The following is a 17,476-nucleotide window of genomic DNA, read 5'->3' as shown; positions in this document are numbered from 1 at the left end:
GGTACAATACATGTAGAAGACATTCTTCTTTAAATTATTTATCTCCTTTAGAATATGGAAGGCTATTAAATAATGACAAGAGAGCGGCATGACTTAACTTATTGTCCACATTTTTGTTGCAAGTCCATTAAGATTTGAATAAGACATTCCCCTAGTCCCCCTTCCAAGGGGGATACAAAGGGATGTTCAAAATAGATAAAAAAACACGTTCTTTATTCCCTCTCAAGAGTGATAATAAAAAACACAAGACACAATATGACACATAAAAACATCACCTTACTTCTCTTTGTCCTTCTTGCCTGGACTGGATGCCAGCCAAAAGTTGATAAAGCAACAGACCTGCAGGAGGAAATGGCAAACACTCTGAACATACAGGGCATTCCACAAACACAATACGAACTTGCCCCCTTCGGCTTTTCCGATTTAGGCGCCTGGCACGGTTATGCACTGCCCCATATTGATAGCACCTCGTATTACGGCGGATTCTCAGGCCCGCTAACCATGAAAATGTGGGGGCAATGGTTAAGTAAAAACCTATCTCAACTGGAGCTAACTGATGCCACTAGCATGGCGGCTATTGATCTGAGAAAAGCTAAGGCCACACTAAACTACAAACCCGGAAAACTGGAACAAATTCTGGATCTGGGGAACTTGAATTTACAACTCAATCTGATTTTTGTGAGCGAGAGAACAGCGCTTATTCAAACCCTTATCACAAACAAAAGCGACAAAACCCAAAGCCTGTTTATCGGCTGGAAAGGTGAACTGTTTCCCAAAGAGATGACACTTGGCGAAACTGAAAATGGTTTGAAAATCAATTTTGAAAAAGGAGATGAATTTTTCCTGATGCATAACGACTCCAACAAGTCGATTCAGATTTCACCAGATAAGCATTCTTACCAAATGTTTATGAAAGATAAGCAAGAGATTGACTCAGGAGAAACGCTTAAGGTCAACCTACTTCACTCCTACTATTTTAATCAGGACGAAGCAGCCAAGGAAACAAATCTGTATACCAATTGGCTAAATGACACCGATAAATTGTTTGCCGACAATAAAAACAGATGGAATGGCTATTTGAACAAAGCTCTAAATAGTGAAAATCCGTTACTAGGAAAAGATGAAAATCGTAAACTGGCAGTTAAATGTGTGCAAACCCTGCTGACCAACTGGCGATCGGCTGCTGGTGACCTGCAGCATGCAGGCGTTTTTCCATCTGCGGCTTACCAGGGATTCTATGGCTTTTGGTCATGGGACTCGTGGAAACAGGCTGTTGGCCTGGTTCGTTTCAACCCTGAATTGGCAAAGAGTAACCTACACTCCATGTTCCAGTATCAGGACGAGATGGGCATGGTTGCCGACTGCGTGTATTTCGATCCAAAGGAAAACAACTGGCGCGACACCAAGGCTCCACTGGCTAGCTGGGCAGTTTTGGAAATCTACAAGGCAACATCCGATCTTGAATTTGTAAAGGAAATGTACCCTAAACTGGTGAAATATCACCAATGGTGGTACCAGTATCGCGACAACGACAAAAACGGCTTGTGCGAATACGGCTCAACCGATGGCTCACTCATCGCTGCCAAATGGGAATCGGGCATGGACAATGCCGTACGCTTTGATGATTCGAAAATGCTAAAGAATAATGAAAATGGCTGGTCGATGAATCAGGAATCCGTAGACCTGAATGCCTACCTACAAGCTGAAAAAGAAGATTTGGCTGAATTGGCTAAAATTCTAAACCATACAGACGAAGCAAAAACTTACCAACAAGAAGCAAATGCACTTAAACAACGTATTGCAACTGATTTTTGGGACGAAGCAACAGGCTTTTTCTATGATAGAGAAATTGTATCAGGCAAACTTTTGACGGTACAACAAGGACCTGAAGGCTGGATTCCACTTTATACAGGTATTGCAAGTAAAAAACAAGCTAAAAAAGTCGTTTCTATCCTAATGGATTCGACCAAGTTTGCCACCAAGCTTCCCTTTCCTACACTAGTTGCCGATCATAAAAAATTCAATCCCCTAAAGGGTTATTGGAGAGGACCGGTTTGGTTGGATCAAGCCTATTTTGGTATTAAGGGACTTGAGCGATACGGCTATCAAAAAGAAGCTGATCTTTTAAGCCAAAAACTCTTGCAAAATGCCGAAGGTTTGCTTCAGGATGCCCCCATTAGGGAAAACTACCATCCCATTACTGGAAAAGGACTGAATGCCAATCATTTCTCGTGGTCAGCCGCACATTACCTTATGCTGCTAAGCGACGAGAACAACTAAGAATTTTAAGAGAATGAGAAAAGGGGATTTCAAAATATGAAATCCCCTTTTTATATACCATGAAATGATTTCTTAAAATCAACTTACACATCTTCCTCAACAATCAAACCTATCTGTTTACAGGCATCAATATAATGCAAATCCTCTGCAGCATTATAAAAAACGGCAAAAGCCGTATTAATCCAAACAAGAGCAACTAGAATTCCAACTCCCAAAAACACCAATCCCAAAATAATAAAAATAAAAGAAAGTATTCCCATACCAAAGATAGTCCAAAAATACCCCCTGGTCATGTAATAGCTCAACTTAAGAGATTCTACAACTCCATGTTTTTTATCCATAATCAGGTAAGGAACAAAAATCAAACGACAAGCCAGGAATACACCAGGCACAATTAAAAGGATAATTCCAAGACCAACAATCAGCACAACCAATATTCGGCTTAAAATTGCTCTGGTGTAATTTTTAAAACCTAATAATGTCTCCTCAAATACAAAATCTTGTTTCCGGACAACTTTTATAAAAACATAAACCACACCGTAAGAATATATCGATGCAATAGCTAAATAATAAACCGTTTGTATTAATTCATAAAAATGAAACGTAATTTGAATCCCTCCTGAATTCATTTTCCCCTGTTGAACAAACCACATTGGGCTTTCTATAGCTGCTCCTACAAAAATGATTAAAATCAACATCCAAAAATGCTTTTTCATCAGAAAAAAAGCCGTTTCAAAGCAAGCACTTGCAGTTGGATACACCTTTAAGATCATGTCATCTTTGCAATAATCATATTTCATGGGGGTGTCGAATTAAAATTTGAAAAGTAAAGATAAGGAAATCTCAGTAAAACTTAATCTGATAATTTATGAGAAACAGAATAAGAACAAACAATATTCAGTCCTCATCATAAAATTTTCAACTTAAAGCTAATTTACATCAATCGTTTTTCGCCTTTTAGTTGCCGGATATCAGTTAAATCCTGACTCACCTCAATACAGCCCTTATAAGTCCCGTCCTCATCACGTAAGGCAAAATACTGAATCAAAATAAAACGGCCTTTCATTTCAATCCAGAAAGGTTCACTGTCCTTGCTCCCATTCCTGAAAGCTTCGACCAATTCATTCACCACATGCACACTCTCTGGTGGGTGGCAATTCTGAACGGTACGCCCGATAATGGCTTTTGATCGAGGGAAAAAACGTTCTTTAGGATTTGAGAAAAAGCAAACCTTATCGTTTTCATCAATCATTGTAATATCAACGGGGAGATTATTTAAAAGTAGAATCGCCTGCTTTAAAGTCATCAAACCCGTATCAAAATTAAGCAAGGTACTTTCAAGTTTATTGTCACTCAAAAAATCCGATTCGTACAATTCCTCCTTTTTAACTTTATGTATTTTTTTGATTTCAGGCGCTTGAATATAGGCGTAGCCCACTTCCTCACTTTGTTGTAACATATCTTCCCAAGCATCCTGATTCACAGCATTAAAAACGATTGGAAACAACAAATACTCCTCTCTAAATATAATGCTATACATATCGAAAAACAGATCTCCCAACAATTTATTAATCTGTTTTTTATCCAAGTTAACTTCGAGCAAAGCCAGTAATAATGCCTTCTGATTTCTTCGAATATCATCATGTATTGACCACATCACACTCAAACATTTGTATTGAGGGTACTCTTTTTCGAAATAAGGAAATAGAATATTCTCTTTACGAATGTAGTGTTTTTCCATTTGCATCAAATCTTCAATCCCAATTCTCAGATAATCGGCTATTTTTTGAATATCAGCACCCGCTTTATTAAAATCCTTAACTAAAACTTTCAGTGCTTGCAATCGTCTTTCCAGTTCTCTGTTCTCTTTCTGTAAATAACTCAAAAAATGATTCTCGGAAAGGGATAATTTGGGTTGAGCCATGATGGATCTGTAAAAAACATTCAAAGCCTTGGTGATTCCTTTTTTTAGAATATCCATCGGTAAATCGGACTCAACAAGTCGGTGAACGACAACAAGCACATCGTTTACTTTCAGATCATCAATCGCAGCCTGATGTTTTTTTATCAGATCGACACCATTCTCCCCCACAATTAAACGATAACAAAAATCGTAAAGGGAATCTATTCGGGCTTGGTTGTTATTTATAAATTCAGACATTTTTCAACTTTATTGGTTTAAGCTCTAAAATAAGCTATTTTGATGGAGCCAACACACTTAATCCATAAAAAAAAGGGAATGCCCAATGGCATTCCCTTCAAAAAAAATATGATCGAATTGGAATTAGTCCAATTTGTGAATCAATAATCCTGAACGTAGTTTAGGCTCAAACCATGTTGTTTTAGGAGGCATGATATTACCTGTATCAGCAATATCAATTAATTGTTGCATAGAAACTGCGTATAAAGCAAAAGCAACTTTCATATCGCCGCTGTCAACACGTCTCTTCAATTCACCTAATCCACGGATACCCCCTACGAACTCAACACGAGTTGTTGTACGAAGATCTTCAACACCCAATAGGTTATCCAACACGTGATTTGAAAGGATAGTCACATCCAATACACCAATAGGATCCTTATCATCGTAAGTACCTTCTTTAGCGTTTAACTTGTACCATTTGTTATCAAGGTACATAGAGAATTCGTGAAGTTTAGCTGGTTTGTAAATCTCCTCGCCCATACACTCAACTTCGAAAGTCTCTTCCAACTTAGCTAAGAATTCAGCTTCAGTCATTCCGTTAAGATCTTTAGCTACACGATTGTAATCGATAATTGCCAATTGATTATCTGGGAAATGCACTGCCATGAAATAGTTGTACTCCTCGTCACCTGTATGATTAGGGTTCTTAGCAGCAAACTCATCACCAATACGAGCAGCAGCAGCTGTTCTGTGGTGACCATCAGCAACGTAAGTAGCAGGCACTTTAGTTGCAAACAATTCTTCCAACTCTTTGTTAGTAGCAGGATCGTTTACAGGCCAGAAGTGGTGACCGAATCCGTCTTCAGCAACAAAATCATACTCAGCTTCTTCGTTCTTTACGATATTAGCTACGATAGCGTCAATCTCTGGAACTGCTTTGTACGAAAAGAATACTGGTTCAAGGTTAGCTTCAGTGTAACGAGTTAAAATCATACGATCTTCCTCTTTGTCCGGACGAGTTAACTCATGCTTTTTGATCACACCAGTTCTGTAGTCTTCACAAGCAGCATTAGCAACGATACCATACTGAGTACGACCGTCCATTGTTTGAGCATAGATATAGAATTTAGCTTCAGTATCTTGCTTCAACCAACCTTTTTCTTGCCATAGTTTGAAATTAGAAACCGATTTTTCATAAACTTCTTCAGAGTGAACATCTGTTCCGGCAGGACAGTCAATCTCTGCACGAGTGATGTGAAGCAAAGAACATTCTTTACCTTCTGCCATCTGAGCAGCCTCTTCCGAGTTCATTACGTCATATGGTAAACATGCTAAATCCTTAGCGATATCTTTTGTTGGGCGTAGGCCTCTAAATGGTTTTACAATAGCCATGATTTGGTATTTTGTATGTTTGTTATTCTGTTATCAGTACTCAAAAAACGAAAAATAGACATCTAGTCTTATTTATTCACTCTAAATGTTTCATCTCCTTTTTCAATATAATTCACAATCTGATTGGCACCGGCAATACCAGCGTTAATATTAGCTTCAGCAGTTTGTGCTCCCATTTTCTTAGGAGTAAAGAAAAAGCGACCTTCGTATTTAGCAGCAAATTCGTCTTTACAGTCAGGTGCGATGTCAGAGATGTAAGCAAAATCCTTACGATCTTCCATAAGTTTCAACATTCCTTCTTCATCAATTACTTCTTTACGAGCTGTGTTAACAAGAATACCACCCTCAGGCATCAAGTTCAACAAATCGTAATTAATTGATTTCTTAGTCTTGTCGTTGGCAGGAATATGCAATGATACATAGTGACAAGTGCTGTATAGCTCTTCCACTGTATCTACTGCCTTAACTCCATCAGCTTCGATAGCTTCTTTGGCAACAAAAGGATCGAATGCATAAACAGTCATTCCGAAACCTTTAGCAATATTGGCAACATGTTTACCCACGTTACCATAAGCATGAATACCGATATTTTTACCTCTTAATTCAACACCAGCTTGTCCGTTGTAACCTTTACGAGCAAGGAAAACCATCATTCCTAATGCTAACTCAGCTACAGCATTTGAGTTCTGACCAGGTGTATTCATGGCCACAATACCTTTTTCAGTACAAGCTTCAAGATCGATATTATCGTATCCTGCACCTGCACGAACAATTACTTTTAGGTTTTTTGCTGCTTCAATCACCTCGCGGGTGGCTTTATCAGAACGAATAATCATTCCATCAACATCAGCAACAGCTGCTATTAACTCAGCCTTATCTGTGTATGACTCTAGCAAAACTAGTTCATATCCTGCACCTTCAACTACTTCGCGGATTGCGTTTACAGCAGCAGGAGCAAAAGGTTTATCGGTTGCAATTAAAACTTTAGTCATTTTATTATTTTAAAACGTTCAAAAATAAAATGTCATTGCCAGCCAAATCGAAGTTATCCTTATCGGATCCCTTTAGTCGTTCCTCATGCTTTAATGACTCAAAATAAAGATTTGAGTATGTTGCCATACTCAAATCCATATAATCAGGGAATTACTTTACATGCATTGTTTCGAATTCTTTCATGCAATCAACCAAGGCTTGTACACTTGATTTAGGCAAGGCATTATATGTCGACGCACGGAAACCTCCAACTGAACGGTGTCCTTTAATACCAGACATTCCTTTAGCAGTTGCGAATTCGTAAAATTCTTTTTCTAATTCTTTGTACTCATCAGTCATTACGAAACAAATGTTCATCAATGAACGATCTTCTTCGTTGATAACTGTACCCTTGAACATTGGGTTGCGATCAATCTCGTTGTAAAGAACAGCAGCTTTTTCTTCATTCATTTTCTGCATTGCAGCAACACCACCTTGTTCTTTAATCCATCTTAAAGTCTCAAGAGCTGCAAATACAGGAACTACTGGAGGTGTATTAAACATTGACTCCCCATCGATATGAGTTTGGTAGTTCAACATTGTAGGAATAGCACGATCCACTTTTCCTAGTAATTCGTCTTTAACGATTACAAAAGTCACACCAGCTGGTGCTAAATTCTTTTGAGCTCCACCATAAATTAATGCATACTTCGATACATCAACAGGACGAGAGAAGATATCAGAAGACATATCAGCAACTAGAGGCACATTCACGTCCATGTCGTGCTTGATCTCAGTACCATAAATGGTGTTATTCGTTGTGATATGGAAATAATCTGCATCAGCAGGAATTTCATATCCTTTAGGAATGTAATTGTAAAGAGTGTCTTTAGAAGACGCAACTTCAACAACTTCACCAAACAACTTAGCTTCTTTCATTGCTTTGTTAGCCCATGTACCTGTATTTAGGTAAGCTGATTTTTTTGCCATCAAGTTGTATGGCACCATGCAGAACTGAGTAGAAGCTCCACCACCAACAAATATTACTGAATAACCTGCTGGGATATCCAACAATTCTTTGAATAAAGCGATTGCTTCGTCCATTACGGCAACAAATTCTTTGCTACGGTGAGATACTTCCATTAAAGAAAGACTAGTTCCGGCAAAATTCTTAATAGCTGCAGCAGTATTTTCTACTGTTGAGTCTGGAAGGATTGAGGGTCCTGCAGAAAAATTATGTACTTTCATTTTCAATATTTTTTTAAAAGTGAACTTTTGCATATTCATGGGCAAATTTGCAAATAAAAATGAAGAATTGAACGGTTATAATTCATTTTTTATATGTTTTTAAACAAAAAATAACAAAGCTCTCTGACTTGACATATACATTTGACTATCTATTAGTTAAAGCAATTAAAACAGTTCTCCCGAAATCGTTTTCAGATAGAAGCCCCAAGTCAACAAAAAAAAAGCAGGTTTGCGATACTTCACAAGCCTGCTTTTAGAATATGATTGCAGATTAAAATTGCTCAAGTCGAGCTCAATCTGTAATTTAAATTTGCTTAGTTTTTGTAAAAAGGAATTTTTACAATTTTCGCCTTAAGTGCTTTATTTCTGACACGGATATAAATCTCTGTATCTAATTTCTGAAATCCGGATTTCACATAGCCCATACCTATAGACTTACCTAAAGCAGGAGCACTGGTACCTGAAGTTACTTCTCCAATTTCGTTACCATCGGCATCTTCTATTATATAACCATGACGAGGAATACCACGATCAATCATTTCGAACCCTTTTAGGTAACGTGAAGGTTTATCAGCCTTTTGTTTTTCAAAAAGTTCTCTGTCGATAAAATCATTACCATCAACAAACTTGGTAATCCATCCTAAACCTGCTTCAATTGGAGAATGCTCATCATCAATATCATTACCGTATAAACAGAATCCAACTTCAAGACGAAGCGTATCACGAGCCGCCAAACCAATTGGCTGAAGACCAAATTCTTTACCAGCTTCAAGTACGGCATTCCATAATTTCTCGCCATCTTCGTTAGCCACATAAATCTCGCATCCGCCAGAACCAGTATAACCTGTTGTTGAGAAAATTACATTCTCAATACCAGCCATATTCACTTTCTTAAAAGTATAGTATTCCATATCTTCAACAGGAACATCAACAAGTTTTTGCATCGCTTTAAGAGCTAAAGGACCTTGAACTGCCAATTGACAAATTTCATCAGAAGCGTTATAAAGATCTTTTCCAACTTCCAAGCCCATCTCTTCAGCATTTTGGCAACACCATGCCCAATCTTTCTCAATATTAGCTGCATTTACAACCAATAAATAAGTTTCAGAATCGATACGATAAACCAACAAATCATCAACAATACCACCTTTTCCGTTAGGGAAACATGAGTACTGAATCTTTCCGTCTGTTAAAGCAGCCACATCATTAGTGGTCAATCTCTGAACAAAGCTAAAAGCCTTAGGTCCTTTTACCCAAAACTCACCCATGTGAGACACATCAAATACACCTAATTTCTCACGAACACACATGTGCTCATCCTTAATACCAGTGTATTCAATAGGCATGTTATAACCAGCAAATTCAGCCATCTTAGCGCCTAATTCTTCATGAAAACTAGTGAATGCAGTTCTTTTCATCTGTTTGTTGTTTGAATTTTAAGATTGTCATGATTTTCTCAAAGATCAAGAAAACACAACAATTCCTATTTAAGTATTGTTATTTAACTCTCTCAAATACAAAGAATACAACTCATCGTTTAACCCTTGTAAATGCACTTATCGAATTTTCATTCTATTTTGTTTTGCAAATGTAAAAGAATACAAATTCTAGGCAAAAAAATACCGATTAAACTTCAAAATATCCTTTGTATTATAAAGCATATTTTTTTATTAATCGGTTGTATTCAACACAAGCAGATTACGACCTCTTGTATAAACTGTAATTGCTTATTATCTTTCTTCTTATATCATTCTCAAAACTCACAATAAAAGCCTTATCAACTCTTGATCTGTCTTTTAAATAAATAGCATCCTCTATACGTTCAAAATTACCGATTGTATAACGATACCACTCGCCATCATAAGACGATTCGATAGTCTCTTTTCCTTGATACAATTTTCTCAATTCAGCATCTTTCATTGCTATTTTCGAAGCTGCAATCTGTATCTTATACGAAATCAAAATCGGCGTAACTTTCTCAATAATGGGAATTGGTACAGGAATTACTTCAGGCAGAATTTCAACACGATCTACAGGTAGAATAGCACCAATCGGTTCAATGGAATCAATTGGTTCTGCAACTTCTTCTTCAATCACCTTGTCTACAACCAACTTTTTTGAATAAATATCAAATTTACCATTCTCTCCCCTATTGGAATCAAATAAAAATGAGCCCCCATCGTATGGAAAAAAATGGCGATCGTCATAAGGTGAATTTATTGGCATTCCCATATTCTTAGCCTCCATCCAATTTCCATTTTCATCTTTTTCCGATCTAAAAATATCGTAACCACCTATCGTGTTTCGCCCCTTTGAGCTAAAGTAAATCACAGAGCCGTTCTCCGATAAAAAAACATCACTTTCATCAAATTCAGAATTGATCTGCTCGCCTAATTTTACAGGCTTACTCCATTTTCCGTCATCATCCTTTCTACAATAAAATATATCATTCTGGCCCCCATCTCTATCACTCACAAACACAAGCTCATTGCCATCTGCTGTCATAGATGCCGAAGACTCATTTGATTTTTTCTCGTTTACAAAAAATGCATCCATTTCCTTGGTCCAGAACTTTTCATCTTTTTGCATGAAAATCAAATCACCAAAGCCCTTATCCTTATCGTAAAACAAATATTGATTGTCGTCAATTTTTGCAACCAACAGTGGTAAATCATTCGATTTTTTCTCATCATTCAACACACTAAAATTCGACCATTCTCCATTGATTAAAGCAACACTAAATCCTCTTAAAAATGAACTTTTCACATCTTTTTTCTTATCACCAACAATGGTTCTGTCTGAATTGAAAAAAAGTTTCACACCATCCTTAATTGCAAGAATATCATTGGCATCGGAATTGATGGGTGAAGGCATTTCTTCAACATTAAAACTCAAAGGCTGTTGAGCAAGAACTTGTCCATTTTTACACTCGTCAATATATCTGGAGACTGTTTTTAGTTTTACTCTATTCCGTTTGACACCTTCGTGCTGAAGAATCTCAACATAAACTTTATAATTCAAAATAGCATTCGTAAAATCCTGTGCATACTGGCACGCCTGTCCCAAAAACAAATACAAATCCGTATTTAAATTTGGTTTCAAAACTTTTGTTTTTTCAAAATAAGGTTTGGCTAAGTCCTTTTTTCCATACATTAAATAACATAAGCCAATATTATAATTCAATTCGGGGTTTGAATTATTAAATTCATTGCACTCCAGTAGCAGACTTAAACATTCCAAAGAAGACGATTCTCCCTTATTAAATAACTTTTTTGCTTTACTGATATTTCTTAAAAATTTCTTCCCCTCAATATTATTTCCAACAAATTCATCATGATCAACACGGATAAAGTCCTGACCATAAAGATTTATGCTTAAAAAAAAGAGAAGAAACAAAAGGATTCTAAACAATGGCATAGATTTTATCTTTAGTTAAATAAACTTCAACTAAATTAAGAAAATTAAAGTATAATACGTGAGCCACATATGTTTTTTTTAATAGGCATAATCAATTCCGGAAAGCGCAAATTTGAACACAAATTTAATTTAAAACCAGAATTGGCGTGCTTCCCAAATAAAATACAATAGCTTAATTGAAAATAAATTATTAATATTGTATATAAGTAAAGCTTAAAGACCCGTTCTTAGTTATTCATGATCTTCCTGATTGATTCATAATCAAATTTTGAATAATCTCCCGCTTTATTTATCTTGATAAAGAATAAACATTCAAAGTATAAGGATTTAAGTCTAATTATTCAATTTAAAAATACAAAATGGACTCTAGCACTCAAATCATCGATTTAGCATACTTAAAAGAAATGTCAGGCAATAATAAAGATATCATGGTTGAAATGGTTGAAATCTTTATTGAACAATATCCCGAATTCACAGAAGGTATTTCCAATTACTTTGAAAATAAACAATGGACTCAGTTAGGTGCAATTACTCATAAAGCCAAATCTTCATTTAGAATAATGGGGATGAGCGAACTTGGTGATTGCCTAGAAAAAATCGAACACTATTCAAAAGGTAATCAAAAAGTTATACTTCAAAATATAATCAAAAACAATCATAAGCTCGATGATGAGGATTTAAAAGTATGGAACAATATTCAATACGAAGATATCAATGATATTAATCTAGAATATATTCCCGAACTTATTCACTATTTCCTTACCCAAAGTCCAAAAGCAATAACAGAATTAGAAAAAGCTTTACGGGAGCTTTAAAATGGCAAAACATTCACCACACATATTAGTCGTTGACAGTAATACTGCAACACTTAAGTATATTGAATTTACCCTCACTGGTATTGGGTATAAATCGACTTTGGCAAGAAATGGACTGGAGGCTATTGAAAAGACGAAGAATCAACATTTTGACCTAATCATTTCTGACCTTTATTTACCTTTAATGAGCGGAAATGACCTTGTGAGACAAATTCGCCAAACACCGGAATACAAACTCACGCCTTTCATTTTCCTTTCGGATAATAAAGAAGAAGAAACCTGGATTCAAAACTTAAATGATGGTGCTGATGATTTTATTACCAAGCCATTTAAACAGGAAGTTTTTATCTCAAAAATAAAAGCCCATATCAAGAAAACACGACTCAGAAAGGAAATCATTGATTATTCCAGAAAAAACAACCTCAATTTCGACAAAGGAAATATTATCTATTGCACTCCCAAGGATAACAAATTTAAATTATCACTACAATACATTAAAACACCTGTTAAGATCATTCAATCTGATAAAGATTTATTTTCCTACCTAAAAAAAGAAAATGTTTGGCGAATTATAATTGATGACAATGCCACCTGGGCCATTTCAATTTTAGATAAAATTAGCAAAACAACAGAACAGCTTATTCCCATAGATATCTTAATTTCTGACTCAAAAGACACTGACAAAATCAATTACCTGCTAACCAATCATATTGACTCTTTTTTGTATAAACAGCTTGACGAACGATTGATTATACATCAAATAAACTCATCGGTTCAGCAAGAATTGAATTTAAAAAATAAATATTTCAATGCTCTTAATACGGCAGCTAAACAATCGCCTGTTCGTTTCGAGAACCAATACAATGAGGATATTCAAGATTTCAACATTCAGGTGATTCATCAGGCATATAACAAATTGGCTGGTGGTGACTTCTATGAAACTTACGATGTTGACAATCAAAAGAAAATTATTGTAATTGGGGATGTCATGGGAAAAAAATGGAATGCCTGGTTTTTTGTACCTGCCTACATTGCCTATATACGAAGCACAATTAACTTTTTTATGAATCGTGAGGAATTCGATTTTATAAAATCGCCAGGCAAATTCCTCGAAATAATCAATCAGTCTATTTTTAAAGATCTAAAAATCAGTGAAGTTTTCACAACACTAAGCATCATCTCGGTGTGTTCACAAACATCGCAGATTAGCATTGCTTCGGCAGGTGCACTTCAACCCGTTTTTTACAATGCCAAAGAAAACAAACTGGCTCAGCTCAATATTGTTGGAACCTTGCTGGGTGTTATTCCCGATGCCCACTACCTCAGCTTAATACAGGATTTCAATCAGGGCGACAAACTCTTACTCTATACAGATGGCTACATAGAGGCTGTAAATGACAGAACAGGAAATATGATTGGAGATGATGTTTTCCTTGATAGTATCAGGCATGTAATAAGTAAAAACAGTATTCTGCTTACTGATATCGAAACGCAATTGATACACACACTAAACATTTCCAAGTTTGATGATGACAGAACCCTCTTTCTTGTGCAAAAAAATTAAGCATTAACTTTCTTCATTCGCTTTTAATTTTGTTCATTTGTCAAAAAATAAAAAATCATGACTCCAAACGAAATTATTGGCTGGATGGGCAGCATCCTTTTTGCGATTTGCGGATTGCCTCAGGTTATACACACCTATAAAACACAAAAAGTAGATGATCTAAACGAACTCTTTATATGGCTTTGGTTTTTAGGCGAAGTATTTACATTCTGGTATATCATTATTGATGATATAGCGAACGAAGTCTATCACATACCTTTATACTTCAACTACTTATTCAACTTAATCATGGTGTTTTATCTGATCTTCGCTAAATATCGCTACAACAGCACACCAACATCGCTAGCCGTATTAAAACGAAGAATAATCAAATAATATCTTTTCAAACCTCTTAATTTAAACACTGTGAAGATCGTCATTATCGATAATTTCGACTCATTTACTTATAATCTGGCACACTGTGTGGAGCAATATTCAGATCAGGTTATTGTTATGCGAAACAATGAAGTGGATTGGAAAGCAATTGACGATTGTGATAAGATTATATTCTCACCAGGTCCTGGCTTGCCCGAGGATGTAAAAGTCATGGGAGAAATTCTCGACCGATATAAAAAGATTAAACCAATTTTAGGGGTTTGTTTGGGGATGCAATATATTGGAATTTACTTTGGTGGAGAGATATACAATATCGATAAAATTATTCATGGTATTCCAAAACCAACCTTCGTAACAGACGAACAGGAATGCTTATTTCAGAATATCTCTACAACATTCCAATCAGGTCGGTATCATTCATGGGCATTAAAAAGAGAGAAACTCCCCTCCTGCCTTAAAATTACTGCCACTGATAATGACAATCTCATAATGGCAATTCGCCACCAAGAACTCAATATTTGTGGCGTTCAATTTCATCCCGAATCAATTATAACAGAACAGGGTTCTAAAATGTTAGAAAACTGGATTGCATCGTAAGAAAAACTGATTTACCTAAACCAAAATACTTGAGATTGGGCTAATAGTCTTGCCAAACCTTTTTCTTCTCATATTTCAAATCCTGAAGCACTGAAGATTTTACATTAATCCTAAAATTGTAGGACTGATAGGTTCCAAATGGAATTGTATTAAAAGTCATCTGCCAGCAGTGCAAATCTCGGGTTAAAGAGAACTGAGTGGCTGTAATCGCCTTATTGGCAAAATCATAACCTGTAGAGAAGTTGATTTTCCATTTTGGCGTCAAGCTAAAATCACCTCGCAGACCAACATTCTGGGTCACATTACTTTTTACAGTTGGCTTAGAATAAGTCCATCCATAATCCAATGAAAATGACCAGGGCACATCAAACTGTACATACTTCATTTGATCCGTTTTTTTCTGCTCCCCTTTATTCTCCTCGTTGCTATCTTCTTTAAAATCGCTTGAAGACAACCTAAAGCCAACGTCAATTGAGGCATTAGTTAAACGCGGACCAAATTTATCGATCTTAATGTTATCGGCATTTAAGGCGTAAGGATCTACTGTCGAATTAAAACTCAGGTCAAGTTTATTGTTTAATATCTTGGTACGACCAGTCATTCTAATATTCGACCAGTTTAAAGAATCTGCAAACATATTATAGCTCGTCGAAAATTTAAGACTCTCCAAAAGTTTCACTTTTTTGAAATCCTCATTTCCCGTTGTATCATTTGCAGTTCTAACCTTTGCTTCAATATTATTATCCAAACTCAAATTAATACTTCCCGATTCCTTAGCTCCGGTAGGTGTTCCATACAAACTTCCATCAAAAATTGAATATTCAATATCTTTACCATCTTTTTTATAAGTTCTGTAATACTTGTCCCGATCAACACCAATTTCCGGAGTATAACTCACACTAATCGATGGCGTCATCACGTGACGAATGGCCTCAATTTTTGAAGTCTTTTTAAAAGTATACATCCCGTATATCTTCGGACTTAATGATAATGATGCCGAGGTAGAATAATTGTGTGCATACTGAAAGCCCTGAATTGTATCATCTACAGTCTTATTCAAATCCTCATCCCAATGTCTTCTAATTGAACGGGAATACAAAACCCCTTGATAGTTAAGTGTTGGCGATAAGGTTAAGTCTCGAGCCAGCTTAAAATTCGTCGTAACCGGAATACTATGCTGATATCCATTTTTCCAATCTTTTGTAAGAGACGAAGACATCAATTTATTTTCTTTGATATTCACCCGGTTCTCCATTTTCGAGGTATAACTCACACCAATTTTATCGTACCACTTCAAATCAGAACTCTTACCTTTACTTCTGAAAGGATAAATTTGAGTCATATTAAGTGATAAACTTGGTAAGGTTAAGGCTATAGTTGTATCCCGGCTATTCTGAGAGTGGCGCAAAGATCCATTCAGACTAAAAGGACTACCCGGCCACTTTTTACTGTAGGAAATACTCGATTGTTTCTGATTATTTACAATCTTATTAATATTAGTCGAGTTATTTCTGTCATTCTCTGAAGTAGAAAAATTTACCGAAGCTGAAAATGTACGATAAGGATTTGCTTTCGCATCTTGAGTATGTGTCCACCGAACAGCAAAATCCTTCACCTCTGAGTAATCATCCAAGCCTTTGTCACCATATTTATTTCGATGATATTCGGTTGCTAAATTACCACTGTACTTGTAGCGTTTTTTATATTTCGACTCTAAATATCCTCCCCATGAACCATTTGAGAAAATATCTCCGCGCATTGCCAAATCCACATAATCATTAATCGCCCAGTAATAACCTCCACCACGCAAATTGAACCCTCGTCGTTGTTCCTCGCCATAACTTGGCAACAAAATACCTGATGAATACTTACTGCTAAAAGGGAAAAATCCAAAAGGAAGTCCGATAGGCAAAGGCACATCTTCCAAAACAATATGCAATGGACCGGACACAATTTTATCATCCTTAATCATTTTAGCCTTTGTCATTCGCACATAAAAGTGAGGATGTGGGTGATCGCAGGTTGTGTATTTTCCATTTTTTAAGAAAAAGGTATTCTCATCCATTCTTTTGGTCAATTCGCTATGAACATAGCCACTTTCCTGCTCAGTAACAACCTCTGTCACCAACCCTTTTCCTGTTTCGAAATTATATTTTAACTCTTTACAAGTAAATTCTTCGGCCCCGTCTTTAAACTCAGGTATATGTATAAATTTATCGGTACTGTCTTTTATACCATATGCGAATGCTTCTTTTTTTGCGATATCAAGCTCGATATAATAAGCACGTAACTCTGTAGCACCATATTTTACAAAAGCATTATTGGTAAGATATACCTTCTGTCCTGTAAGCGAAAAGGTGACACTGTCATCAGCATTGTATTCGATAGCCGTCTCAAGAAATGGTTTTTTCTTTTTTGCAGTTGAATCAGCAGATAGTGAATCAGTCTCAACAGCCTTCTTCTTATCTAACTTTAAGTTTAAAGAATCAACTTGCTGTAAAAGTTCTGCATACCAATTTACATCCTCAGAAATGTCTGAAGAAGACTCCCATTCAGGATTATCATTATTGGTTAAAATTAAACCCGCAAATATATTTAACGGAATTAAACTAAGAATGAAAAGTATAAAAAGCCTCTGTTGTAATTTCAATTGCAATTTTTATCTGTTATTTT

Annotated in this window: 13 protein-coding genes; 5 read left to right on the top strand and 8 right to left on the bottom strand. The window is 36.1% G+C overall.

Annotation, left to right across the window (positions count from 1 at the left end; all coding sequences use genetic code 11):
• Nucleotides 1–255: 255 nt before the first annotated feature.
• On the top strand, nt 256–2,280 hold the full coding sequence (locus tag EO244_RS12610; RefSeq protein ID WP_129255034.1) for an MGH1-like glycoside hydrolase domain-containing protein: 2,025 nt from the start codon (nt 256–258) through the stop codon (nt 2,278–2,280).
• A gap of 83 nt (nt 2,281–2,363) precedes the next feature.
• On the opposite strand, the gene EO244_RS12605 is transcribed toward EO244_RS12610, so the two are convergent.
• The 7 genes from EO244_RS12605 to EO244_RS12575 form a co-directional block, all read right to left on the bottom strand.
• The gene (locus EO244_RS12605; protein WP_129255033.1) at nt 2,364–3,080 is read right to left on the bottom strand and encodes a hypothetical protein; all 717 of its coding nucleotides are present in this window, start codon (nt 3,078–3,080) and stop codon (nt 2,364–2,366) included.
• A 134-nt stretch (nt 3,081–3,214) separates the two neighbouring features.
• Nucleotides 3,215–4,441: a DUF438 domain-containing protein gene (locus EO244_RS12600; protein ID WP_129255032.1), complete on the bottom strand. Its 1,227-nt coding sequence runs from the start codon at nt 4,439–4,441 to the stop codon at nt 3,215–3,217.
• Nucleotides 4,442–4,564: 123 nt separating this feature from the next.
• Nucleotides 4,565–5,815: a DUF1015 domain-containing protein gene (locus EO244_RS12595; RefSeq protein WP_129255031.1), complete on the bottom strand. Its 1,251-nt coding sequence runs from the start codon at nt 5,813–5,815 to the stop codon at nt 4,565–4,567.
• Between the two features lie 68 nt (nt 5,816–5,883).
• Nucleotides 5,884–6,807, bottom strand: a complete 924-nt coding sequence (locus EO244_RS12590) for a 3-phosphoglycerate dehydrogenase (protein WP_129255030.1) — start codon at nt 6,805–6,807, stop codon at nt 5,884–5,886.
• Between the two features lie 151 nt (nt 6,808–6,958).
• The gene (serC, locus tag EO244_RS12585; RefSeq protein ID WP_129255029.1) at nt 6,959–8,035 is read right to left on the bottom strand and encodes a 3-phosphoserine/phosphohydroxythreonine transaminase; all 1,077 of its coding nucleotides are present in this window, start codon (nt 8,033–8,035) and stop codon (nt 6,959–6,961) included.
• Nucleotides 8,036–8,349: 314 nt separating this feature from the next.
• A complete protein-coding gene (gene gcvT, locus EO244_RS12580) occupies nt 8,350–9,453 on the bottom strand; it encodes a glycine cleavage system aminomethyltransferase GcvT (RefSeq protein ID WP_129255028.1) in 1,104 nt (367 codons plus the stop codon).
• Between the two features lie 280 nt (nt 9,454–9,733).
• On the bottom strand, nt 9,734–11,452 hold the full coding sequence (locus EO244_RS12575; RefSeq protein WP_129255027.1) for an SPOR domain-containing protein: 1,719 nt from the start codon (nt 11,450–11,452) through the stop codon (nt 9,734–9,736).
• A gap of 359 nt (nt 11,453–11,811) precedes the next feature.
• Between EO244_RS12575 and EO244_RS12570 the strand changes: the two genes are divergently transcribed.
• From EO244_RS12570 to EO244_RS12555, 4 genes are read left to right on the top strand one after another with little or no spacing between them, the layout of a single operon-like run.
• Entirely contained in the window at nt 11,812–12,267 is a 456-nt protein-coding gene (locus tag EO244_RS12570) for an Hpt domain-containing protein (RefSeq protein WP_129255026.1), read from the top strand.
• A gap of 1 nt (nt 12,268) precedes the next feature.
• Nucleotides 12,269–13,831 carry a fused response regulator/phosphatase gene (locus tag EO244_RS12565; protein WP_129255025.1) on the top strand — a complete coding sequence of 521 codons (1,563 nt, stop codon included), beginning with the start codon at nt 12,269–12,271 and terminating at the stop codon, nt 13,829–13,831.
• A 57-nt stretch (nt 13,832–13,888) separates the two neighbouring features.
• A complete protein-coding gene (locus EO244_RS12560) occupies nt 13,889–14,206 on the top strand; it encodes a PQ-loop repeat-containing protein (RefSeq protein WP_129255024.1) in 318 nt (105 codons plus the stop codon).
• A 30-nt stretch (nt 14,207–14,236) separates the two neighbouring features.
• Nucleotides 14,237–14,803: an anthranilate synthase component II gene (locus tag EO244_RS12555; protein ID WP_129255023.1), complete on the top strand. Its 567-nt coding sequence runs from the start codon at nt 14,237–14,239 to the stop codon at nt 14,801–14,803.
• Between the two features lie 40 nt (nt 14,804–14,843).
• Here the strand turns inward: EO244_RS12555 and EO244_RS12550 are convergent, their stop codons facing one another.
• Nucleotides 14,844–17,459: a putative LPS assembly protein LptD gene (locus EO244_RS12550; RefSeq protein WP_164977486.1), complete on the bottom strand. Its 2,616-nt coding sequence runs from the start codon at nt 17,457–17,459 to the stop codon at nt 14,844–14,846.
• Nucleotides 17,460–17,476: the final 17 nt, after the last annotated feature.

The organism is Ancylomarina salipaludis (assembly GCF_004122035.1).
GTDB classification, from domain to species: Bacteria; Bacteroidota; Bacteroidia; order Bacteroidales; family Marinifilaceae; genus Ancylomarina; species Ancylomarina salipaludis.
This window is presented reverse-complemented; position numbering and strand designations above follow the sequence as displayed.